We start from the raw sequence: 20763 nt of genomic DNA, 5'->3' as shown, positions 1-20763 counted from the left end.
GCCCTCCACCTCCACCGCCCGGCCGCCATCGAGCGTCGCGGATCGCACCGTCCACTGTGGGCCGTTTTGCGCTCGCATCCGGCGTGGACGACACGCTAGATCCGCACGGGCCGGCGTGTCCAGTCCGGAACCGGACGGTATCGGACAGCCGGGCTCTCGCCGGACGGGGACCTCGGTCGATCCGGCCGCCCTCGCGTCAGCCGATCCGGAAGCCGAGCGCCTGCGCGATGACCACGGCCTGCTCGGCGTCGACGATGGCGCCGGCCCGCTCGACGACCGTCGGGTCGAGCGCGGTCAGGTCACTGCCGCGCAGGTCGGCGTCGCCGAGCCGGGCGCTGTGCAGCTGCGCGCCGGAGAGGTCGACGCCGGTCACCGTGGCGCCGGTCAGGTTGGCGCCGGTCAGGTCGACCTCGCGCATCCGCACGTCGGTCAGCCGGACCCCGCGCAGGTCCGCCCCGGGCAGCGCGACGAACGACCAGTCGCCGCCGGTCACCGTCAACGGGCGCAGGTCGCACTGGGTGAAGGTGCTGCCGACCAGCTTGCACCCGGTGAACTCGGCCTCGAAGAGGTTGCACCGCTTGAAGACGCAGCGGGTGAAGGCGGAGTCGACGTGTTGGGAGGCGTTGAACAGCACGTTGCCGAACGTGCAGCCGGTGAAGACCGCGCCGCGGCTCACCGCCTCGGTCAGGTCCACGTGAAAGAACTCGCAGCCCACGAAGTGCCGGTCGGTCAGCTCCTCGCCGTACCAGTCCTCGTGGCGGAAGGTCACGTCCTCGGTCAGCTCCGGCATCCGGCCAGGCTAGTGCCGGCCACCGACAGCCGGCCGACCGGTGGCCGCCCCTACCGCGATCGGCGTACCGGCTAGTAGGTTCGGCGGCGTGAGTGTGGCGCTGAGCAAGGACCCGGATCAGATCGGCTTCGACCCGGCGCGGCTGGCCCGGATCGACGAGCACTTCGGCCGGTACGTGGACGACGGCCGGCTGGCCGGCTGGCAGGTGGTGGTCACCCGGCGCGGCGAGGTGGCGCACTCCTCGACGTACGGCCTGCGGGACCGGGAGTCGGGCGCTCCGGTCGAGGCCGACACGCTCTGGCGGATCTACTCGATGACCAAGCCGGTCACCTCGGTCGCGGCGATGATGCTGTGGGAGGAGGGCCGCTTCGAGCTGACCGACGAGATCAGCCGCTGGCTGCCGGAGTTCGCCGACCTGCGGGTCTACTCGAAGGGGTCGACGCTCAAGCCGTACACGGTGCCGGCGATCGAGCCGATCCGGGTCTGGCACCTGCTCACCCACACCGCCGGCCTGACGTACGGCTTCATGCAGACCTCCGTGGTCGACGGGCTCTACCGGGCGGCCGGCTACGACCTGTACCCGCCCGAGGACGTCGACCTGGCCAGCGCCTGCGCGGCCTTCGGCGAGCTGCCGCTGCTGTTCCAGCCCGGCACCGCCTGGGGCTACTCGGTCGCCACCGACGTGCTCGGCCGGCTGGTCGAGGTGGTCTCGGGGCAGAGCCTCGACGCGTTCTTCGCCGACCGGATCTTCGGCCCGCTGGGCATGACCGACACCCGATGGTGGGTCGAGGGCGACGAGGCCGAGCGGCTGGCCGCGCTCTACGTCCCCGAGCCGCGCAGCGGCCGGGCGGTCCGCTACGACAGTCTCGGCTCGCTCGCCCGCCGCAAGCCCGCCCTGCTCTCCGGTGGCGGCGGCCTGATCTCCAGCGCCGCCGACTACCACCGCTTCACGCAGGTGCTGCTGCGCGGCGGCGAGCTGGACGGGGTACGCCTGCTCGGGCCGCGCACGGTGCGCTTCATGACCCGTAACCACCTGCCCGACGGTCAGGACCTGGGCACCCTGTCCACCGGTGGCTTCGCCGAGACCACCCTGGACGGGATCGGCTTCGGCCTCGGCTTCGCGGTGGTCGACGACCCGATTCCCAGCCGGGTGCCGAGCAGCGTCGGCGAGTACTACTGGGGTGGGGTGGCCAGCACGGCCTTCTGGGTGGACCCGGCCGAGGAGATCACCGCGCTGCTCTTCACCCAGCTGATGCCGTCGAGCACGTACCCGCTGCGCTCCCAGTTGCGCCAGCTCGTCTACGCCGCCCTGGTCGACTGACGGGATCGTCGTTCCACCGGCGGGCGGCTGGCCCAGTCCCTAGCCTGGGCTGGTGAGCACCATCGTCGTGTTTGGCGCGGGCGGCACCGCCGGGTCGCGGATCGCCGCCGAGGCGGTCGACCGGGGGCACCGGGTGATCGCCGCCGTCCGCCGTCCGGAGGCCACCTCGTACCTGCCGGCCGGCGTGCGGACGGTCACCGGCGACGCCACCAGCGAGCGGAGTGTCCGGGAGTTGGCGCCGGACGCGGACGCCCTGGTGGTCGCGATCGGCGGTGGTGAGCGCGAGCTGTGGCGGAACGCGGCGGAGAACCTGGTGACCACGCTGCGCGGGATGCCGGCCGCGCCGCGGATCATCCACCTGGGCGGCGGGTCGACGCTGCTCACCCCACGTGGCACCCGCATCCTCGACGAGCCGGACTTCCCGGCACAGTATCGGGACTCGTCGCTGGGCCAGGCCGACGCCCTGGACTACTACCGCACCGCCGCCGACGGGGTGAGCTGGACGTACGTCTCGCCGCCCCCGCTGGAGTTCCACCCCGGCGAGCGCACCGGGCACTACCGCACCGGCACCGACGAGCCGGTCACCGACGATCAGGGCCGCTCGGTGCTGACGTACGAGGACCTGGCGGTGGCGATCGTCGACGAGATCGAGCAGCCGCGGCACCAGAACGCCCGGTTCACCGCCGCGTACTGACTCCGGCCGCCGTCAGTCGGCGAGCCGGGCGGGGAAGCCGCCGGTGGCGATCGGGCCCCAGGCGTCGATGGTGACCCGGATCAGCGACTTGCCCTGGCGCACCATCGCCGCCCGGTAGTCGTCCCAGTCCGGGTGCTCGCCGGAGATGCTGCGGAAGTAGTCGACCAGGGGCTCCAGCGCCTCGGGCAGGTCCAGCACCTCGGCGGTGCCGTCGAGCTGCACCCAGGGTTCGTTCCAGTCGTCGGAGAGCACGCAGGCCGAGACCCGCGGGTCGCGGCGGATGTTGCTCACCTTGGCCCGCTCGGGGTAGGTGGAGACGACCAGCCGACCCTGCCCGTCCACGCCGGCGGAGACCGGGGAGGACTGCGGGCGACCGTCGGCCCGGGTGGTCATCAGCACGACGCGGTGTCGCGGCCGGAGAAAGTCGAGCAGGGTGTCCCGGTCGACCCGGGTGTTCTTCGCGATGCTGCGCGCCATCACTCCTTCCTACCAGGGCGGCGGCGGGTCAGCCGGGCCGGGCCGCGCGGTGCGCCGCCTGGGCCGGCACCCGGGGCCGACCGGCCGGGCGCCAGGCCCGGCCGTTCGCGTAGATCACCCGGAAACCGAGGTACGAGGCGAGCGGCGCCCAGTGCGCCGAGCCCATCCGCAGTTCGGCGGCATTGTGCCGCTGACCGTTGGCCAGCACGTCGAGCAGCACGGTTTCGAAAGCGGCCGATTCGACCCAGTCGACTTCCCGGGTGAAACCGCAGATCAGCGCGGCTCCGGTGACTTCCAGGAACTCGCGCAGCACCGCGTCGGAGGCGCGCAGCACCGAGCAACTGCCGAAATAGAGCCGGCGCCCCTCGCAGCGGCCGGCCATCAACTCGGCCACCTCGTTCAACTCCACGGACTGCCAGTCGGTGAGGCAGAGTCGGCTCGGCTCGCCGTGCATGGCGAAGAAGCCGACCCGGTGGTCGGCGTACTGCTTGAGGAGCCAGCGGTCCAGGAAGTAGAAGAGCTCGTCGCGGGTGGCCGCGTCCTTGTGGATGAACCGGATCTTGCCGAGCCGTTCCAGCAGCTCGAGGGTGGGCAGCACGGAACCCCGCTCGTTGAGGTCTCGGTGCCACTGGCCCTCGACACAGAAGACGCCACCGCGTGCCACGTGCACCTCCGCCAGTCCGCCGCCCGGGCTGACGTTACCGGCCCCCGACGGCCGAGGAACATCACCCTCGGTGTGGCCGATTGCGACGTTCGGTGTGGTTGCCCATCGCCGGGGTGATCGGGGGTGAATGGCTGTTTCGCAAATCAGCCGAATTCACAGCCAATACCCAAGGAAGACCAATCGTGAGGACAATTCTCGTTATTGCCGCCAAGCGCGCTGATCGGTGCGAGGGTGGAAATCACGGGACGTCTCGGTCGATGTCCTGGAGCCACCCCATTCGCTCTCCTATCGGGAGGACTTCTGTGCGCGTAAACACCTTGAAGCGAGCTGCCGTCGCATTCGCTCTGGCGCTGCCCGGGGCCGCGATCGCCTCGGTGGTCGCCGCACCCGCGGCGCACGCGGACGGCTGCTACACCTGGAACCGCACCCTGTCCCAGGGACGCTCGGGCAGCGATGTCCGCCAGTTGCAGATCCGGGTGGCCGGCTGGGCCGGATACCGGGACATCGTGGAGAACGACGGCATCTACGGACCGAAGACCACCGCGGCGGTCAAGCGGTTCCAGCAGGCGTACGGGCTGCGCGCCGACGGGATCGCCGGCCCGCAGACCTACGCGAAGCTGTACCAGCTCCAGGACAACGACTGCACGCCCGCGCACTTCAGCTACAGCGAGCTGGACAACGGGTGCGGCGGGAGCGGGTGGAGCGGCGGTCCGCTGTCGGCGAGCCAGACCAAGCAGAACGCGCTGCGCACCATGTGGAAGCTGGAGGCGCTGCGCAAGGGCCTCGGCGACAAGCCGCTCTACGTCTCGAGCGGCTTCCGCAGCAGGAGCTGCAACAACCAGGTCGGCGGCGCGTCCGACAGCCAGCACCTGTACGGCAACGCGGCCGACGTCACCTCGCGGACGTCGTCGCTGTGCCAGGTCGCCCGCAGCGCGCGTAGCAACGGCTTCAGCGGCCTCTACGGGCCGGGCTACCCCGACCACGACGACCACGTGCACGTCGACTCGCGGCGGGAGAACAACAGCGACGACAGCTCGAACACCACGAGCTGGTCCGCGCCGGACTGCGGTATCGGGGCCGGCAACGACTGACGGCTCGGGCAGCACGACGCCGGCCCGGCGCGGGTGGGAACCTCCGCGTCGGGCCGGCATCGTGTCGCCCCGGGTCGGGCAGTCGGGCGGGGGGTGGCGCCGGTCAGCTCGCCCGGGGCCAGCGCGGCGCGGTGACGGGGGGAGTCACCGGCCGGCCGGGAGCGGTGGGTCGTACCCCGGGTGGGACGACCCGCGCGGCCGGGTGTCGCGCCGTCAGCCCGTTGGTGCGCGCGGCCTGGGCCGAGTAGCCGGCGGGACGGGCGGACGACGGCCCGGTCGCGGTGAACGGGAAGGGCACGTGCACGAAGGGGTTGCCGTGCCGGATCAACGCCTCGATCTGCCGCTCGTTGAGCCCGTGTGTCTCAAGCACCCGCCGCCCCCAGCGGTGCAGGCGGCAGGGGTAGGAGGCGCCGTCGTTGCGGCACAGTGGCCCGGTGGGCCACTCCTCAGCGGCGTGCACGATCACCGCCCGGACCGCGAGCCGGACGTCCTCGGGGGTCAGCGGCGCCGGCACCGGCACCTCACCCAGAACCTGATCGATGGGATCCGTCGACTGCTCACCAACACGCACGGCAGGCCTCCCGCAGTTCGGCAGCGGTACGGCGGACCTACCGCACCGACATCCTCGGCCAGTGGTACGGCCGACACCGGACGAAAGTTCAATTCCGGTACGCGGTAAGCAGATCGTCCGGAGACAACACGGGTATCCCCTCGACGGCGGCGCCGCTGCGCGACACGGCCAGGGCCGGCACCGTCTCATCAGCGCCGGGCAACCGGGACCGGTGTAAAAGCAGTCGGCCCAGGTCATGCGCGTCGAAGGGGCGATTCTCCTGCCACTTGACGGAGCCGACGAAGCGGATGCGACCGGCGACGGGCCCACGATCGGCGCCGACGACGTCGATCTCCGGGTCGTTGGTCCTGGTCCAGTAGCCGCCGATCACCGCCGCCTCCGCGGGCAGGCGGTCGCCGGGTAGCCGGCGGAGCGCCTCCCGCACAACCGGCTCGATCACCCGCCCCCGCCAGGATCCCCATGACGTGACGATCCGGTTCAGGGTCAGGTCGCCCCGGCCCCGTTCGATCTCGGAGAGATGGGGCCCCAGGAACGACAGCCAGAAACGCAGGTACGGATCGGCCACCGCGTACCGGGTCTCCCGGGACGGCTTCGTCGACAGCGGAACGCTGACCTCCACCGTGCGCTTCTCGGTCAGCAGGCGCAGCGCCCGGGTCAGCGACGCCTGTGGAAGATCGCCGGCCGCCCGTGAGATCAGCGAGAAGGTCCGCTCGCCGGCACCGATGGCCCGCAGCACCAGACCCGCCTGCGACTGGGGCGGGAACTCGGCCGCCAACGCGCGCTCACCGCTGACCAGCAGGGCAGAGGTCGGATCCCGTACCGCGTCGGTCAGATACTCGCGTACCGGTGCGCCGGGCGGCCACTCGTCGAGGATCAACGGGAGACCGCCCGACACCAGGTAGGCGTCGAACGCGTCAGCGGCGGAAAGATCGAGCATGTCGCGGACGTCGGCCGGGCTCAGCGGTGGGATGACCATCTCCGTGGCGCGTTGATGAAACGGCCGGCCGTAGTCGTTCAACGCCTCCATCATCGCCAGGTCGGATCCGACACAGATCAGCAGGACCGGCCGCCGGGACAGCTCGCGATCAAAGACCTTCTGCAGCGTCCCCTCGAAGCCCGGGTCGCTCCGGATGAGGTACGGCATCTCGTCCAGGACGACGACACTTGGCCGGTCGGTCGGCAGCGCGGCGGCGAGCAGGGTGAGCGCCGCGTCCCAGGTCCGTGGTTGCTGCTCGCTCAGCAGCTGAGCGCCCGGCAGTGTCGACGTGGCCGCCGCCTCCACGAAGAGCGCGAGATCGGCGGCGACGGTCGGCTGTGCCGAGGCGGTGAAGAAGAGGTGCGGCACGTCCGCCCGCTCGACGAACTCCTCCACCAGTCGGGACTTGCCCACGCGACGGCGACCCCGCATGAGGAGGGCGCGGCCCGGCCGTCCAGCCCGACCACCGCGTTCCACTCGGGAGAGCATGCCGTTCAGCAGCGACAGCTCGCCGTCCCGACCCACGAAGCCGTCCACGCAATCACCCCTGACACACCCAACGATGGAACACTCAAAAATGAGTGTAACCGTATCGGTGCTGGCAGGGCTCGATCGCTCCGATCGGCGCGTTGCGCTCAGACCAGGTCGGCGTCGTGCACCAGCAGGGCCACCTGGACCCGGTTGTTGAGATCGAGCCGGGTCAGCAGCCGGGAGACGTACGCCTTCACCGTCGCCACGCTCATGAACAACTCCCCCGCGATCTCCGCGTTGGTGCAGCCCCGGCCCAGCGCGACCGCCACCTGCCGCTCCCGTTCGCTGAGCCCGGTGAGCAGTCGGAGCGCCCGCTCCCGGCGCGAATCGGGGCTGAGCGGCCCGGGGGCGGCGGCGGTCACGTGCGCGATCAGCGTCCTGGTCACCGTCGGGGAGAGCGTCGCCTCGCCGGCCGCCACCCGGCGCACCGCGCGGACGATGTCCACCGGTGGGGTGTCCTTGAGCAGAAAGCCGGCCGCGCCGGCGCGCAGCGCCCGCAGCACCTGCTCGTCGGCGTCGAAGGTGGTCAGCACCAGCACCTCCGGCGGGTGCGGCTGGGCGCGCAGCGCCTCGGTGGCGGTCAGCCCGTCCACCCGCGGCATCCGGATGTCCATCAGCACCACGTCCGGGGCGTACGCGGCGACCGCGGCAGGCACCTCACCGCCGTCGGCCGCTTCACCGACCACGACCAGGTCCGGCAGGCCGCCGAGAATCATCGACAGCCCGGCCCGGACCAGGGCGTCGTCGTCCACGATCAGCACCCGGACCGGAGTGACCTCCGCTCCCACCCCGGTCTCGCCGGGCGGGCCGGTCACGCCGGCCACGGCAGCCAGGCGGCCAACCGGAAGTCACCCCCGTCGTCCCGGCCGTACGCCAACCGGCCGCCGGCGAGGGTGACCCGCTCGGTGATGCCGACCAGGCCGGTGCCGGCGCCCGGTAGCGCAACCTCGGTCGGCGAGCCCACCGGCCACCGGTTGCTGATCGCCACGGTCAGCCCGGCTCCCGGACCGCCGGCGAGATCCACGGTGACGGCCGCGCCGGCCGCGTGCTTGCGGGCGTTGGTCAGCCCCTCCTGCACGATCCGGTACGCGGCCCGCCCCAACGCCACCGGCACGTCCTGGGCCGCGGCGACGCTGTCGGTGACGTTCACCCGCACCCCGGCCGCCCGCGACTCGGCGATCAGGGCCGGCAGGTCGGCGAGGGTGGGCTGCGGAGGCTCCGGGGCCTCGCCGTCGCCCTCCGCCCGGAGCACGCCGATCACCTCGCGCAGGTCCTGAAGAGCGGCATGTGCGCTGCCCCGGATCACCCCGGCCGCCCGGGCCACCTCGTCCGCGGGCGCGTCCGGGCGGAATTCCAACGCGCCGGCGTGCAGGCTGAGCAGCGAGATCCGGTGGGCCAGCACGTCGTGCATCTCCCGGGCGATCCGGGTGCGCTCGAGGTGGCGGGCCTGGGCGACCCGCAACTGCTGCTCCGCCTCGGCGCGTTCGGCCCGCTCCCGCAGCGACACGATCAACTGACGGCGGGCCCGGACGAACATCCCCCAGGCCAGCACGGCGAAGCTGAGCACCACGCCCCACGACGCGGTGGCCCAGTACGACATGTTCGGATCCGGGCGCAGCCAACTGAAGACCATGTTGGTGACCAGGCCGGCACCGGTGACCGCGATCGCGACGGCCGTCCGCCGGTGCACCACCACGGTGAAGTAGAGGATCACCAACGGGATTGCGGCGGCCATCGAGAACAGCGTCAGCGGTGTGGTGGCCACCACCAGCCCGAGCGGCCACCGACGGCGCAACCAGAGCAGCCCGCAGCAGACCAACCCGATCAGGGCGTCGGCGCCGGTCATCCAGCCGTGCGGGAGCGGCGTGGTCATCGACGGGTCGGGCGACAGGGCGTCGGCTGTGGCGAAGAGCACCCAGAGCAGGGACACCAGGAAGGCCAGCGTGTCGACCGCCCAGTCCCGGGTGGTGCGGCGCGGCCGGCGGGTCGCCGCGGCCGGGTTGGCCGCGTCGGCCAGCGCCCCGGGCAGCAGCCAGGGGTGTTCCGGCACGGCGAGGCTGGTCACGAGGCAATGCTAGGCAGCCGACCGGCACCGCGACCAGCTACCAAAGTCGAGACCCAGACGTCGACCAAGGTCGGTGCGGCGCCGACCGGTGGCCGCAGCGGATGGCCGGGCGGCGCGGGCAGGCTCGACGACATGATCACCGTGGAGAACCTCACCAAGCGATACGGGCCACACCCGGCGGTGGACGACGTGTCGTTCCAGTGCGAGCCGGGCACGGTCACCGGCTTCCTCGGCCCGAACGGCGCCGGCAAGTCCACCACCATGCGGATGATCTGCGGGCTCACCGCACCGACCGCCGGCCACGCCACCGTCTCCGGGCGCCCCTACCGGGAGCTGCCCAACCCGGGGCGGGAAGTGGGGGTGCTGCTGGACGCCTCCGCCCAGCACGCCGGGCGGACCGGGCGCGAGGCGCTGACGCTGTCCGCGTACACCATGGGGTTGGACCGGCGGGAGGTCGCCGCGAAGCTCGACCTGGTCGGGCTGAACGCGGTGGCCGCCAAGCGTCGGGTCCGGGCGTACTCGTTGGGCATGCGCCAGCGGCTCGGCCTGGCACACGCGCTGCTCGGTGACCCCCGGGTGCTGATCCTCGACGAGCCGGCGAACGGCCTGGACCCGGAGGGGATCTTCTGGATGCGCGGCCTGCTGCGCGACTTCGCCGACCGGGGCGGCACCGTGCTGCTCTCCTCCCACCTGCTGCGCGAGGTGGAGGCGGTCGCGGACCGGCTGGTGGTTATCGGGGGCGGCCGGATCGTGGCCCAGGGCAACAAGGACGAACTGCTCGCCGGCGGCGGCACGCTGGTCCGGGCCCGCGACGGCGCGGCGCTGCGCCGGGCGCTGGACGCGGCCGGCCTGACCGCGGCCGACAGCACCGACGGGCTGCTGGTGCAGGCCGACGCCGAGGCGGTCGGCCAGGCCGCCGCGGACGCGGGCGTCGCGCTCGCCGAGCTGCGCCCCGCCGACGGCGGTGGCCTGGAACAGCTTTTCCTCACCCTGACCGCCGGCGAATCCACCAAGGAGGCCGTCCGATGACCACCACCACCGCGCCCGCCGCCGGCGCCGTCGCGCCCCGGCAGCATGCTCCGGTACGCCGCCCGTCGCTGCTCCGGCTCACCGCCGTGGAGCTGCGCAAACTCGTCGACACCCGGGCCGGCCGCTGGCTGCTGATCACCATCGGCCTGATCGCCGCCGTGGTCGTCACCCTCCAGTTGATCTACGCCAACGACGCCGACCAGACGTTCTCCAACTTCTTCGTCCCCTCGCTGCTGCCGGTGGGAGTGCTGCTGCCGGTGCTCGGCATCCTCTCCATCACCAGCGAGTGGTCGCAACGGACCGCCCTCACCACGTACGCCCTGGTGCCCCGCCGCGAGCGGGTGGTGACCGCGAAGCTGGTCGCGGTCATGGTGGCGGCACTCGGTTCGGTGCTGGCCAGCCTCGCCCTCGCTGCCGTCGGGACGCTGGTGGCCTCCGCCACCGGGGGCGCGGGCACCTGGCAGCTCGACGGGTCGCTGATCGTGAACGCGGTGATCCTCCAGGTAACCAGCGTGCTGATGGGTGCCGCCTTCGGTCTGCTGCTGCTCAACCCGCCGCTGGCGATCGTCGGCTATTTCCTGCTGCCCACCGTCTGGGGGGTGCTGGGCGAGATGGTCCGGCCCCTGCGCGGCCCGTCCGAGTGGCTGGACACCAGCAAGACCATGGAACCGCTGTTCAGCAGCGACGCGCTCACCGGTGGGCAGTGGGGGCGGATCGTGGTGTCCCTGCTGGTCTGGATGGTTCTCCCGCTGGCCGCCGGCCTGTTCCGGACGCTGCGCCGCGAGGTGTCCTGACCATGGACGTCGCCGGTCACCGACCCCGCACCGTGGTCAGCGGCGGCCCGCTGGAGCTGGCAGTCCTGTGGGGCGGCTTCCCGCTGCTCGGCGCCGGCGCCGGATGGCTCCTCGCGGCGGCGACGGGCTGGCTCGTCCGGCTGCCCTGGGTGCCGTTCAGAAACCTGGTGGAGTGGCTGGACCGGCTGCCCGAGCCGCAGGCCACCGTCGGCACGATCGCGGTGGGCGTCCTGGCCGGTCTGGTCATCGCCGGGATCGGCACCGCCGAACGGCTGATCGTCACCGTCGACGCGGCGCAGGCCCGGCTGCGCCGCTCCGATCAGGACCGGACCGTCGCACGGGCCGACACCCGCGTGGTCTTCCTCGCCGACAAGCACCTCGTGCTGCTCGACACCGACGGCGCGGAACTCGTCCGGGAGCCGACGGACCTGCCGGCCACCCAACTGGCTGCGGCGTTCCGCGCACACGGCTGGGGCTGGGCGGACGGCGATCCGCACCGGCCGGCGTACCGGCTGTGGGTGCCCGACCTGCCCGGGCTGCCCGCCGGCGCGGACGCCCTGCTGCGGGCCCGCGAGCGGGCGATCCAGCGGGATCGCCGCGACGATGCCCGGGAGCTGCGGCGGGAGTTGGGCCGGATCGGGGTGGTGCTGCGCGACGAGGACAAGCGGCAGTACTGGCGGCTGACCGGGCGGGCGTTCACCCCCGGGGCGGAGGAGCCGACTTCGGCCGAGCGGGGGCCGGACGGGCGGTAGCGTCAGTCCCAGGAGATCCTGGGAGCGCGCGATGACCGAGCAGCAGCCGTACCGGGTGGTGTCTCGACACCCCGGCTTCGAGCTGCGCCGGTACCCGGCCCACCTGGTGGCCGAGATGCAGATCCAGGCGTCGTTCACCCGGGCCCCGATGGAGGCGTTCCGGCCGTTGGCCGCCTACATCGGGGGCGCCAACCGGGCCCGACACCCGATCGGGATGACCGCTCCCGTGATGCAGGAGGCCACCGGCACCGAGAAGATCGCGATGACCGCTCCGGTGGTTCAGGAGGAGGGCGAGCAGCCGGGCGCGTACCTGGTCCAGTTCGTCATGCCGGCCGGCTTCACCGCCGCCACCCTGCCCGAGCCGGTGGACCCCCGGGTGCGGATCCGGGAGGTCCCGGCGCAGCTCGCGGCGGCGATGCGCTTCTCCGGACGGTGGACGGAGAAGGCGTTCGGCGAGCGGGCCACCATGCTCGGCCGGTCGGTCACCGCGGCGGGGCTGCAACCCACCGGGGCCATCCGGTACGCCCGGTTCGACCCGCCGTGGAAGCCGTGGTTCCTGCGCCGCAACGAGGTCGTGCTGCCGGTGGTGGAGTGAGGCGGGCCGAGCAGCGGCCGATTGACCTTCGTCGTTTTCAGGAGTAACAGTGACGGCACGGACCGCGCGGGGGCGCGGTCGGAAGGAGGACGACGATGACCTCCACGGGTGCCAGTTCCGGCGGCAGCGGGGTGTTCCGTCGCAAGCCGGTCGAGGACATCGCGGACGCGAGCGAGGAGGGCCTGTCCCGCTCGCTCGGGCTGTGGCAGCTCACCGCCATCGGGGTGGGCGGCATCATCGGCGCCGGCATCTTCGCGCTGGCGGGCGCCGTGGCCAACGAAACTGCCGGCCCGGCGGTGCTGGTGTCGTTCCTCATCGCCGGCCTCGCCAGCGCCGCCGCCGCGCTGTCCTACGCCGAGTTCGCCGGCATGATCCCCAAGGCCGGCTCGGCCTACACCTACGGGTACGCGGTGCTCGGCGAGGCGGTCGGCTGGTTCATCGGCTGGGACCTGCTGCTGGAGTACACGGCGATCGTCGCGGTGGTGGCGATCGGCATCTCCGGCTACTTCGGTTTCCTCGTCAGCGAGTTGGGGGCGGAGCTGCCGGCCTGGATGCTCGGCGCCCCGGGCACCGGGGACGGCCACGTCGTCGACCTCTTCGCGGTGGCGCTCTGCCTGCTCATCGCGTTCCTGCTCAACCAGGGCATCAAGACCGCCGCCCGGTTCGAGACCTTCGTGGTCGGGCTGAAGGTGGCCGTCGTCCTGCTGGTGATCGTGGTCGGCTTCTTCCACATCCGTACGGCGAACTACTCGCCGTTCTTCCCGTTCGGGTTGAGCGGGGCGTTCACCGGCGCGGCCACCGTCTTCTTCGCCGTCTTCGGCTACGACGCGATGAGCACCGCGGCCGAGGAGTCCCGGGACGCCCGTCGCCACATGCCGAAGGCGATCATCTGGTCGCTGGTCATCTCGATGGTGCTGTACGTGCTGGCCACCCTGGTGCTGACCGGGATGCAGAACTACCGGAACATCGACGCGGAGAGCGGCTTCTCCTCGGCGTTCGAGTCGGTCGGCCTGTCCGGGCTGGCCAGCGTGATCGCGGTCGGCGCCATCATCGGGATCCTGACCGTCATGTTCACCTTCATGCTGGGCGTGACCCGGGTGTGGTTCTCGATGAGCCGTGACGGGCTGCTGCCGGCGTGGTTCAGCAAGCTGCATCCGGTCCGCCGGGTGCCCACCCGGGTCACCTGGATAGTCGGTGGGGCCTCCGCGCTGATCGCCGGCTTCCTGCCGATCCGGGAGGCGGCGGAGCTGACCAACATCGGCATTCTGCTCGCCTTCGTGGTGGTCTGCATCGCGGTGATCGTGCTGCGCTACCGCCGACCGGACGCGCCGCGTACGTTCCGGCTGCCGGGGATGCCGGTGGTGCCGGCGGCCGGCGCGCTCTTCTCGGTCTGGCTGATCACCTACCTGGCCCCGGAGACCTGGCTGCGCTTCGCCGTCTGGTTCGTGATCGGCCTGCTGATCTACGCCTTCTACGGTTACCGGCGCTCCGCGCTCGCCGGCCGCCCGCCGGCGGGACCGGCCGGGCCCTCCGAACCGACCGGCCGGAGCGGGCCCGACGGATCGGCGCGGTAGCCCAGCGCGGGCGGCCAGGCCAGCAGCAACCCCATCCCGAGCCCGGCGAGCAACCCGATCAGCGAGTACAGCACGTCGGAGTCGGCCGCGTTGATCGGGCTGTTGCCGGCCAACGCCGTGAACATCGCGCCGACCGGCAGCAGCACGATCATGACGATCGCCACCACCAGCAGCAACACCGTCGGACCCACCAGCGCGGCGAGGGCGGCCACCGCGTGACGCCGCCACGCCGGCCGCCCACCAGGCCAGTCCCACGCCAGCAGGGTGACCCCGGTCAGCAACACCGCCCCGAGGGCCAGCTCCGGCAGGGCCCGCGGGCCGGGCGGGATCGTCCGGATCAGTCCGACGCCGGCCACGGCCGCCACGCCGAGCCCGGCCGCCAGCACGCAGCGGGCCCGGGTCCGGGCCGGGGCCGCCGCCAGGGCCGCGCCGATGGTCAGGGCGACCAGCAGCACGCCGGTGGCGAAGGCCGCCCGGTTCAGCTCGGGCTCCCGGTCGGTCGGTGACTCGATGCCGGCGGCCACCATCGTCAGCACCCCGGCCACGCAGGCCGCGCCGGTCAGCGCCCACCGGTCCGTACCCGCGCCGGGTGCGTTGCGCTCCCGCCACCACAGGACCGCCGCCACCGCGCCGAGCACCGCGCAGCCGACGGCGGCGAGCAGCACCGTCGGCCCCGCACCGGTCGGGTCAGCCCGGTCGATCGTCACGTCGGCGGCGAGCCAGAGACCGCCGAGCAGCACCGCCGGCCCGGTCCACCGCAGGCGCCCCCGGCCGGCCAGCACCAGCCCGAGGACCACCGCGACGATCGCCGTGAACCGCAGGTCCCGTGCCCAGTAGGCGTTGTTGCCCGGCAGCCGCTCGGACCAGGGGCCGATCGGCTCGGTGAGTGGTTGCAGCACCGTCATGCCGATCGCCCAGAGCAGCGCGGCGGCGGCGGACAGGAGCAGCCCGACCGGGCGCGCGGATCGCATCCGTGGACGGTATCGCTGCGAGGACCGCGGCGGCGGCCCTCGGAGCGGGACGGGTCATCCGGCGAAAGCGCCGATCGCTGACCGGGCGGGCCGGTGGCGCAGCAACCGCCACGTCGGCAGCACGCTCGCCACCACGGCGAGCAGCAGGCACAGGCCGACCACCCCGCCGACCACCGACCAGGGCACGGCGAGGTCCACCGGCGCGCCGACCTGCTCGGCGAGGCCGGCGCGGATGCTCAGCAGACCCGCGAACGCCACGCTCCCGCCGAGTAGCGCGCCGATCAGCACCACCAGGGCGGACTCGGCCGTGACCAGCCAGAGGACCTGCCGTCGGGTCGCGCCGGCCAGCCGGATCAGCCGCAGGTCGGCGGCCCGGCCGGCGGCAGCCAGCAACAGCGTGTTGGCCACCGCGATGGCCCCGTAGCCGGCGGACACACCGATCAGCAGCAGCGTGAACAGCCAGACGAGGCGGTCCTCGGCGGCGTCCGCCTCGGCCGCCCAGGTGGCGACGTCGACGATCCGCGCGCCGACCGGCGGATCGATCCGGTCCCGGACGTACACCGTGGAGGTCAGCGCCGACGGGTCGTGCGTTCGCACCACGGCCCGGGGCACGAGCAGGTCGCCGGGGAGCGAGTCGTCGGTGACCACGGCCACGACGCGCAGCGGCACCAACGTTCCGTCGGCGAAGACCAGCTCGTACGCCTCGGATGGCAGCAGGTTCGTCGAGGCGGTGACCACCACCGTGTCCTCGCCACGTAGGTCGTTCAGGGAGCCGGCGACGACGGTGAGCGCGCGGTTCGCGGCGGCGAAGCCCGCCGGGTCCACACCGAGCGCGGTCAGTGGCCGGTTCTCCGGCAGCGTTCCGGGGTCGGTGCGGAAGACCGTGGTCGGCAGGAGGGCGGTGCCACCGGCCGCGGCAACGGCCTGGTCCGACAGACCGGGTCCCCCGTCGGGCACGACGATCCAGCCGGCGTTCACGTTGTCCGCCCGGCCTGCCGCGTACGCGGCGGTGGTGGTGCGCACCATCCCGGACACCAGCACCGCGAACGCGACCGTGAGCAGCACCGGCGCGGCGAGGGACGCGGTCCGCCGGGTGGCGGTCAACGCGCCACCCCGGACCAGCATCCCGATCGCGCCGCCGGGCCGTCGCACCGGAGACCGCAGCAGCCGCACGACCGGCCCGACCACCGCCGGGGCGAGCACGGTGGCACCGGCCACCAGGGCCATCACCGCGTAGAGGGCGTACTGCACGGCGACCCGGGCTTCGTCGGCGGTCGCCGTTCCGACGCTGAGCGCGGCCCCCACCGCGACGAGAAACGCCCCGGTGGCGACCCGCAGCCGCCCGATCGGTCGCTGCTCCACCGCGGCCTCGCGCAGCGCCTCCAACGGGCGGACCCGGGCCGCTCGGCGGGACGCCGACCAGACGGCCAGCAGAGCGATCACCGGCCCGGCGACGAGCGAGACCGCGACCGGCCAGAAGGCGTAGCGGACCGCGAAGGTCGCCGGCTCGAAGCCGACGTCGACCAGCAGTCGACCCAACCCCGGGGCGAGTGCCGCGCCGACCAACAGGCCGACGAGCCCGGCCGAGGCGCCGACGGCGAGCGCCTCGGCGTACACCATGCGGCGTACCTGGCGTCCGGTGGCGCCCACGGCGCGCAGCAGGCCCAGCTCGCGACGGCGTTGCGCGATGGTGAACGCGAAGGTGGAGGCGACCACGAACACCGTGACGAAGCCGGCGAGGGCCGCCGTGGCGGTGAGCACCTGCATGCCGATCCAGCGGGTACGGGCGTCACCGCGCGGCTCCAGCGCGCCGCGTTCGTCGCCGGTCAGCACCTGTCCATCGCCGCCGACGACACCGCGAGCCGCCACGGCGACCCGTTGCGGGTCGGCGCCGGGCGCGAGCAGCAGACCGATGGCCCGGACGCCGGGCGCGAGCACGGCGGCGACCTCGTCCGCGACGTAGACGCCGGGCGCGTCGACCAGACCGCTGACGGTGTACGGCTCCGGACCCGCCGCCGTGAGAAGGGTGACCGGCGCGCCGGTCCGCAGCCCGAGCGCACGGTCGACGACCACCTCGCCGGCCTTACGGGGCGGCTCGCCGGCCGTGCGGCGCAGTCCACCCAGCTGGGCGATGGACCAGCCGTGGCCCTGGTGGGCGTCCTCCCGCCGGGCATCAGCGGCCGAAGGACGGCCGCCGACGAGCGGCTGGGCGTAGAAGGTCCGGTCCGGAACCGCCGCCGCGACGCCCGGCAGACCGGCCAGCCTGCTGGTGAGCTCCGCCGCCGCGGTGGCGGACCAGGGTCGGGTCGGCACGAACGAGTCAGCCTCCGTACCCGCCTCCGGACTCTGCACCACCACCGCCGCCTGCGCCAGCCGGTCCGGGACCTGCGGACGCCCGGAGGCGAGCAGCAGGGTGGCCGTCGCGACCAGCGCGACCCCGATGGCGACGGCCACGAACGCGCTGGCCGAACGCCGGATGCTCAGCACGACAGCCCCTCGGTGGTCTCCGCGGCGTGCCGGGACGCGCCCACCGGATCCGCCTCACGCTCGGCGATCCGGGCGGCGACGGCAGCGGCGGTGATCCCGCCGGTCAACTCGTCGACGACGCGGCCGTCGGCGAGCAGGAGGACCCGATCGGCGTACGCGGCGGCGCTGGGATCGTGGGTCACCATCACGACGGTCTGCCCGTGGTCGTCGACGAGCGCGCGCAGCAGCCGGAGCACCTGCCGCGACGCCGCGCTGTCCAGTGCCCCGGTCGGCTCGTCGGCGAAGAGCACCGCCGGACGGGTGATCAACGCTCGGGCCACGGCGACGCGCTGCTGCTCGCCACCGGACAGCTCACTCGGCCGGTGTCCGGCCCGGTCGGCCAGTCCGACGGCGTCGAGCGCGGCGGCGACGTCCCGGGCCGGTGGGCGGCGGCCGGCCAGGCGCAGGGGCAACTCGACGTTCTGCGCGGCGGTCAGCGTGGACACCAGGTTGAACGCCTGGAACACGAAGCCGATGCGGTCGCGCCGCAGTCGGGTCAGCTCGTCCTCGCCGAGGTCGTTCAGACGGATGCCGTCGATCGTGACGATCCCCTCGGTCGGGCTGTCCAGCCCGGCCGCGCAGTGCAGCAGCGTGGACTTTCCCGAGCCGGAGGGGCCCATCACCGCCGTGAAGGTGCCGCTCGCGAAGCTGGTCGTCACACCGTCGAGCGCCGTCACCGGCCGATCCCGGGTGCCGTACACCGCTCGTACCCCCGTCAAGGTCACCGTGTCTGTGGTCATGGCCGTCACGGTGCCGGCTCCGGCAGGTGTCGCGCGTCGTGCCAGCACGGACACTTTCCGGCCCGCCCGTGGGCGGAGTCCGCGGGCGACCGGTGACCAGGCGTCGTACCCGAGGATGACGGCCCACGGGTGGACGCCCCCACCGCGGCTGGCCGATACCGTTTGTCGGGTGATCGCTCTCCTGCTGTCCCGGCGACTGCGGCCGATGGATCTGTACATCCTGGACGCCGTCCTGGCCGTGGCGGTCGGCGGGCTGCTCTGCCCGTACGCGGCGCTCGAGTCGCCGCTGCACGGTGGCGTACGCGAACCGCTCTTGGTGTCCGTGCTCGTCGGAATGACTCTCGGGCTGCCGTTGGCCGTCCGGCGACGGTGGCCGGTTCCGGTCGCCATCGCGATCAGCTCGATCAGCACCGTTGCCCTGGTCACCGGCGTGATTCCCAACTTTGCGGCTGCCGCGCCGGCGTTCGCCATCGGCCTGTCCTTCTACACGGTGGCCGTGTCGACGGCCACGCGCCGATCGATGATCTGCGCCGCCGGTTGTCTCGCTCTGGTGAGCGTCGCGCTGGTGCTGACCGCGGGCGACCTCTGGTCGCGGACCGGGGCGGTCGCCTACGCCGCCGTCATGATCGCGCCAGCCTGGCTGATCGGCTGGCTGATCCGGGAGCGACGCGCTCTCGCCGCCCGGCAGGGCGAGCATCTGATCCGCCAGGCCACCACCGAGGAGCGGCTGCGGGTGGCCCGGGAGCTGCACGACGTGGTGGCGCACACGTTGAGTCTCATCGTGGTGAAGGCGGCCGTCGCCAACCACGTCGCCGAGGCCGACCCCCGCGAGGCGGGCGCCGCGCTGCGGGTGATCGAGGAGACCGGCCGGACCGCGCTGACCGACATCCGCCGGGTGCTCGGCGTGCTGCGGGAGGAGACCTCGTACGCGCCGGCGCCCGGGTTGGACGAGCTGCCCGGGCTGGCCGAACGGGCGACCATCGGCGGCGTCGACGTCCGGCTGGACATCCGGCGGGAGGAACCGGACGGCGCGGTCCCGGAGTCGGTGGGCCTCGCCGTGTACCGGATCGTGCAGGAGGCGGTGACCAACGTGGTGAAGCACGCGGCGCCCGCCGCCTGCCGGGCGACCGTGACCGTCACGCCCGGTGAGGTACGGGTGGAGGTGATCGACGACGGTCGGCGGCCGATCGGGGTGATCGGCGAGGGGCACGGGCTCGTCGGCATGCGCGAGCGGGTGGCGGTGCACGGCGGCGACTTCCGCGCCGGGCCACGTGCCGGCGGTGGTTTCGCGGTGACGGCGCGGCTGCCCTACCGGGTCGCCGCATGATCCGGGTGCTGATCGCCGACGACCAGGCGCTGCTGCGCGGCAGCTTCCGGCTGCTGGTCGACCTGGCGCCCGACTGCACCACCGTGGGAGAGGCGGGCACCGGCGTGGAAGCCGTCGCGCTGACCGCCGAGCATCGGCCGGACGTGGTGCTGATGGACGTACGCATGCCGGAGATGGACGGCATCGAGGCGACCCGGCGGATCTGCGCCGACCCGGCGATGGCGGCCACCCGGGTGCTCATCCTGACCACCTTCGACCTCGACGAGTACGTCTACGGCGGACTCCGGGCCGGCGCCAGCGGCTTCCTGCTCAAGGACACCCCACCGGCGGAGCTGCTGACCGGCATCCGGGTGGTGGCCGCCGGTGAGGGGCTGCTCGCGCCGACGGTGACCCGCCGGCTGATCGACGAGTTCGCCCGGCGGCCGGAGCCGGCCCGACCGCTGCCGCGCCGGCTGGACGGGGTGACCGAACGGGAGCGGGAGGTGCTCGCGTTGATCGCCCGGGGCCTGTCCAACGCCGAGCTGGCCGCGCACCTCACCCTCAGCCCGGCCACCGTGAAGACGCACGTGGGGCGGCTGCTGACCAAGCTGGCGGTACGCGACCGCGCGCAGCTCGTCATCGTCGCCTACGAGACCGGCCTGGTGGGTCCGGGCGGACCGGGTCCGGTCGGCCTACGCTGACCTGGTCGGCCCGGTGATCGAGGAGGACCCCATGACCCGGTACGTCGCCCTGCTGCGCGGGGTCAACGTCGGCTCCACCCGGCTCGCGATGGCCGACCTGCGCCGCCTCGTCACCGATCTCGGGCACGGGGACGCCCGGACGTACCTGCAGAGCGGCAACGTGGTGTTCGGCAGCACCGTGCGCGACGCCGAGAAGCTGGCCGGCGGTATGGAGCGGGCGCTCGCCGACGAGCTGGGGCTGAGCGTGCCGGTGCTGGTGCGCAGCGCCCGGGAGCTGGCGGCGGTGGCCGGCGGCAACCCGTACGCCGAGCGGGAGGACGACCCGACGAGGCTGCTGGTGGCGTTCCTCGCCACCGTCCCGAAGCGGTCCACGGTGGACGCGCTCACCGTGCCCGGCGGCGAGAACGTGGCGTTCACGGTGACCGGTCGGGAGGTTTACCTGCACTTTCCCGAGGGCGGCTACGGGCGGTCGAAGTTCACCAACGCGTACCTGGAGAAGAAGTTGGACGTGGTGGCCACCACCCGGAACTGGAAGTCGGTGCGCGCCCTGGCGGAGTTGGCCGCCGGCTGACCCGGCGGCGGTCGCGACGCCCGG

At 73.1% G+C, this 20763-nt stretch carries 21 protein-coding genes; 11 read left to right on the top strand and 10 right to left on the bottom strand.

Annotation, left to right across the window (positions count from 1 at the left end):
* Positions 1-196: 196 nt before the first annotated feature.
* Positions 197-790 carry a pentapeptide repeat-containing protein gene (locus EAD98_RS15105; protein ID WP_121654687.1) on the bottom strand — a complete coding sequence of 198 codons (594 nt, stop codon included), beginning with the start codon at positions 788-790 and terminating at the stop codon, positions 197-199.
* An 88-nt stretch (positions 791-878) separates the two neighbouring features.
* Between EAD98_RS15105 and EAD98_RS15100 the strand changes: the two genes are divergently transcribed.
* The gene (locus tag EAD98_RS15100) at positions 879-2111 is read left to right on the top strand and encodes a serine hydrolase (protein WP_121654686.1); all 1233 of its coding nucleotides are present in this window, start codon (positions 879-881) and stop codon (positions 2109-2111) included.
* 52 nt (positions 2112-2163) lie between these two features.
* The gene (locus EAD98_RS15095; protein ID WP_121654685.1) at positions 2164-2805 is read left to right on the top strand and encodes an NAD(P)-dependent oxidoreductase; all 642 of its coding nucleotides are present in this window, start codon (positions 2164-2166) and stop codon (positions 2803-2805) included.
* Positions 2806-2817: 12 nt separating this feature from the next.
* Here the strand turns inward: EAD98_RS15095 and EAD98_RS15090 are convergent, their stop codons facing one another.
* A complete protein-coding gene (locus tag EAD98_RS15090; protein ID WP_121654684.1) occupies positions 2818-3282 on the bottom strand; it encodes a PPOX class F420-dependent oxidoreductase in 465 nt (154 codons plus the stop codon).
* 28 nt (positions 3283-3310) lie between these two features.
* Positions 3311-3946 carry a DUF6642 family protein gene (locus EAD98_RS15085; RefSeq protein WP_121654696.1) on the bottom strand — a complete coding sequence of 212 codons (636 nt, stop codon included), beginning with the start codon at positions 3944-3946 and terminating at the stop codon, positions 3311-3313.
* 302 nt (positions 3947-4248) lie between these two features.
* On the opposite strand from EAD98_RS15085, the gene EAD98_RS15080 reads away from it, so the two are divergent.
* Positions 4249-5037, top strand: a complete 789-nt coding sequence (locus EAD98_RS15080; protein WP_121654683.1) for a D-Ala-D-Ala carboxypeptidase family metallohydrolase — start codon at positions 4249-4251, stop codon at positions 5035-5037.
* Between the two features lie 103 nt (positions 5038-5140).
* On the opposite strand, the gene EAD98_RS15075 is transcribed toward EAD98_RS15080, so the two are convergent.
* The 4 genes from EAD98_RS15075 to EAD98_RS15060 form a co-directional block, all read right to left on the bottom strand.
* Positions 5141-5608, bottom strand: a complete 468-nt coding sequence (locus tag EAD98_RS15075; protein ID WP_121654682.1) for a hypothetical protein — start codon at positions 5606-5608, stop codon at positions 5141-5143.
* A gap of 88 nt (positions 5609-5696) precedes the next feature.
* Positions 5697-7121, bottom strand: a complete 1425-nt coding sequence (locus EAD98_RS15070) for a DUF234 domain-containing protein (protein ID WP_121654681.1) — start codon at positions 7119-7121, stop codon at positions 5697-5699.
* Between the two features lie 98 nt (positions 7122-7219).
* Positions 7220-7939 (bottom strand): response regulator transcription factor, encoded by a 720-nt coding sequence (locus tag EAD98_RS15065; RefSeq protein ID WP_199723413.1) that lies wholly within the window; start codon positions 7937-7939, stop codon positions 7220-7222.
* Positions 7927-9180 (bottom strand): sensor histidine kinase, encoded by a 1254-nt coding sequence (locus tag EAD98_RS15060; protein WP_121654680.1) that lies wholly within the window; start codon positions 9178-9180, stop codon positions 7927-7929. Before EAD98_RS15060 ends, EAD98_RS15065 begins: the two co-directional genes overlap by 13 nt.
* 132 nt (positions 9181-9312) lie before the next feature.
* On the opposite strand from EAD98_RS15060, the gene EAD98_RS15055 reads away from it, so the two are divergent.
* The 5 genes from EAD98_RS15055 to EAD98_RS15035 all read left to right on the top strand — a co-directional run bounded on the left by EAD98_RS15055 (position 9313) and on the right by EAD98_RS15035 (position 13924).
* A complete protein-coding gene (locus EAD98_RS15055) occupies positions 9313-10209 on the top strand; it encodes an ABC transporter ATP-binding protein (protein WP_121654679.1) in 897 nt (298 codons plus the stop codon).
* On the top strand, positions 10206-11003 hold the full coding sequence (locus tag EAD98_RS15050; RefSeq protein WP_121654678.1) for an ABC transporter permease: 798 nt from the start codon (positions 10206-10208) through the stop codon (positions 11001-11003). Before EAD98_RS15055 ends, EAD98_RS15050 begins: the two co-directional genes overlap by 4 nt.
* 2 nt (positions 11004-11005) lie before the next feature.
* The gene (locus EAD98_RS15045; protein WP_121654677.1) at positions 11006-11755 is read left to right on the top strand and encodes a hypothetical protein; all 750 of its coding nucleotides are present in this window, start codon (positions 11006-11008) and stop codon (positions 11753-11755) included.
* 31 nt (positions 11756-11786) lie between these two features.
* Positions 11787-12350 (top strand): heme-binding protein, encoded by a 564-nt coding sequence (locus EAD98_RS15040; protein ID WP_121654676.1) that lies wholly within the window; start codon positions 11787-11789, stop codon positions 12348-12350.
* A 95-nt stretch (positions 12351-12445) separates the two neighbouring features.
* The gene (locus EAD98_RS15035) at positions 12446-13924 is read left to right on the top strand and encodes an amino acid permease (protein WP_121654675.1); all 1479 of its coding nucleotides are present in this window, start codon (positions 12446-12448) and stop codon (positions 13922-13924) included.
* Here the strand turns inward: EAD98_RS15035 and EAD98_RS15030 are convergent.
* The 3 genes from EAD98_RS15030 to EAD98_RS15020 are packed head-to-tail and all read right to left on the bottom strand — an operon-like array spanning position 13828 to position 18161.
* Complete coding sequence (locus EAD98_RS15030; protein WP_121654674.1) at positions 13828-14895, bottom strand: hypothetical protein; 1068 nt, start codon at positions 14893-14895, stop codon at positions 13828-13830. The two genes, EAD98_RS15035 and EAD98_RS15030, sit on opposite strands and share 97 nt — an antisense overlap.
* 54 nt (positions 14896-14949) lie before the next feature.
* The gene (locus EAD98_RS15025) at positions 14950-17382 is read right to left on the bottom strand and encodes an ABC transporter permease (protein ID WP_233583832.1); all 2433 of its coding nucleotides are present in this window, start codon (positions 17380-17382) and stop codon (positions 14950-14952) included.
* Positions 17376-18161, bottom strand: coding sequence for an ABC transporter ATP-binding protein (locus EAD98_RS15020; RefSeq protein WP_199723412.1), 786 nt, complete (start codon positions 18159-18161; stop codon positions 17376-17378). Before EAD98_RS15020 ends, EAD98_RS15025 begins: the two co-directional genes overlap by 7 nt.
* Positions 18162-18330: 169 nt before the next feature.
* On the opposite strand from EAD98_RS15020, the gene EAD98_RS15015 reads away from it, so the two are divergent.
* From EAD98_RS15015 to EAD98_RS15005, 3 genes are read left to right on the top strand one after another with little or no spacing between them, the layout of a single operon-like run.
* Positions 18331-19488: a sensor histidine kinase gene (locus EAD98_RS15015; RefSeq protein WP_233583831.1), complete on the top strand. Its 1158-nt coding sequence runs from the start codon at positions 18331-18333 to the stop codon at positions 19486-19488.
* A complete protein-coding gene (locus EAD98_RS15010; protein ID WP_121654671.1) occupies positions 19485-20168 on the top strand; it encodes a response regulator transcription factor in 684 nt (227 codons plus the stop codon). The genes EAD98_RS15015 and EAD98_RS15010 overlap by 4 nt, the downstream gene beginning before the upstream one ends.
* 31 nt (positions 20169-20199) lie before the next feature.
* Positions 20200-20739: a DUF1697 domain-containing protein gene (locus EAD98_RS15005; protein WP_121654693.1), complete on the top strand. Its 540-nt coding sequence runs from the start codon at positions 20200-20202 to the stop codon at positions 20737-20739.
* Positions 20740-20763: the final 24 nt, after the last annotated feature.

This window comes from Micromonospora sp. CV4, assembly GCF_003667455.1.
Lineage (GTDB): Bacteria > Actinomycetota > Actinomycetes > Mycobacteriales > Micromonosporaceae > Micromonospora.
The sequence above is the reverse complement of the archived record's forward strand: the minus strand, read 5'-3'. Positions and strand labels throughout refer to the sequence as shown.

Bases quoted from the DNA above. Each gene is read 5' to 3' on its own strand.
- EAD98_RS15055 (WP_121654679.1), top strand. From the start codon at position 9,313: ATGATCACCGTGGAGAACCTCACCAAGCGATACGGGCCACACCCGGCG.
- EAD98_RS15040 (WP_121654676.1), top strand. From the start codon at position 11,787: ATGACCGAGCAGCAGCCGTACCGGGTGGTGTCTCGACACCCCGGCTTC.
- EAD98_RS15030 (WP_121654674.1), bottom strand. From the start codon at position 14,895: ATGCGATCCGCGCGCCCGGTCGGGCTGCTCCTGTCCGCCGCCGCCGCG.
- EAD98_RS15035 (WP_121654675.1), top strand. From the start codon at position 12,446: ATGACCTCCACGGGTGCCAGTTCCGGCGGCAGCGGGGTGTTCCGTCGC.
- EAD98_RS15045 (WP_121654677.1), top strand. From the start codon at position 11,006: ATGGACGTCGCCGGTCACCGACCCCGCACCGTGGTCAGCGGCGGCCCG.
- EAD98_RS15020 (WP_199723412.1), bottom strand. From the start codon at position 18,161: ATGACCACAGACACGGTGACCTTGACGGGGGTACGAGCGGTGTACGGC.
- EAD98_RS15105 (WP_121654687.1), bottom strand. From the start codon at position 790: ATGCCGGAGCTGACCGAGGACGTGACCTTCCGCCACGAGGACTGGTAC.
- EAD98_RS15005 (WP_121654693.1), top strand. From the start codon at position 20,200: ATGACCCGGTACGTCGCCCTGCTGCGCGGGGTCAACGTCGGCTCCACC.
- EAD98_RS15050 (WP_121654678.1), top strand. From the start codon at position 10,206: ATGACCACCACCACCGCGCCCGCCGCCGGCGCCGTCGCGCCCCGGCAG.
- EAD98_RS15010 (WP_121654671.1), top strand. From the start codon at position 19,485: ATGATCCGGGTGCTGATCGCCGACGACCAGGCGCTGCTGCGCGGCAGC.
- EAD98_RS15090 (WP_121654684.1), bottom strand. From the start codon at position 3,282: ATGGCGCGCAGCATCGCGAAGAACACCCGGGTCGACCGGGACACCCTG.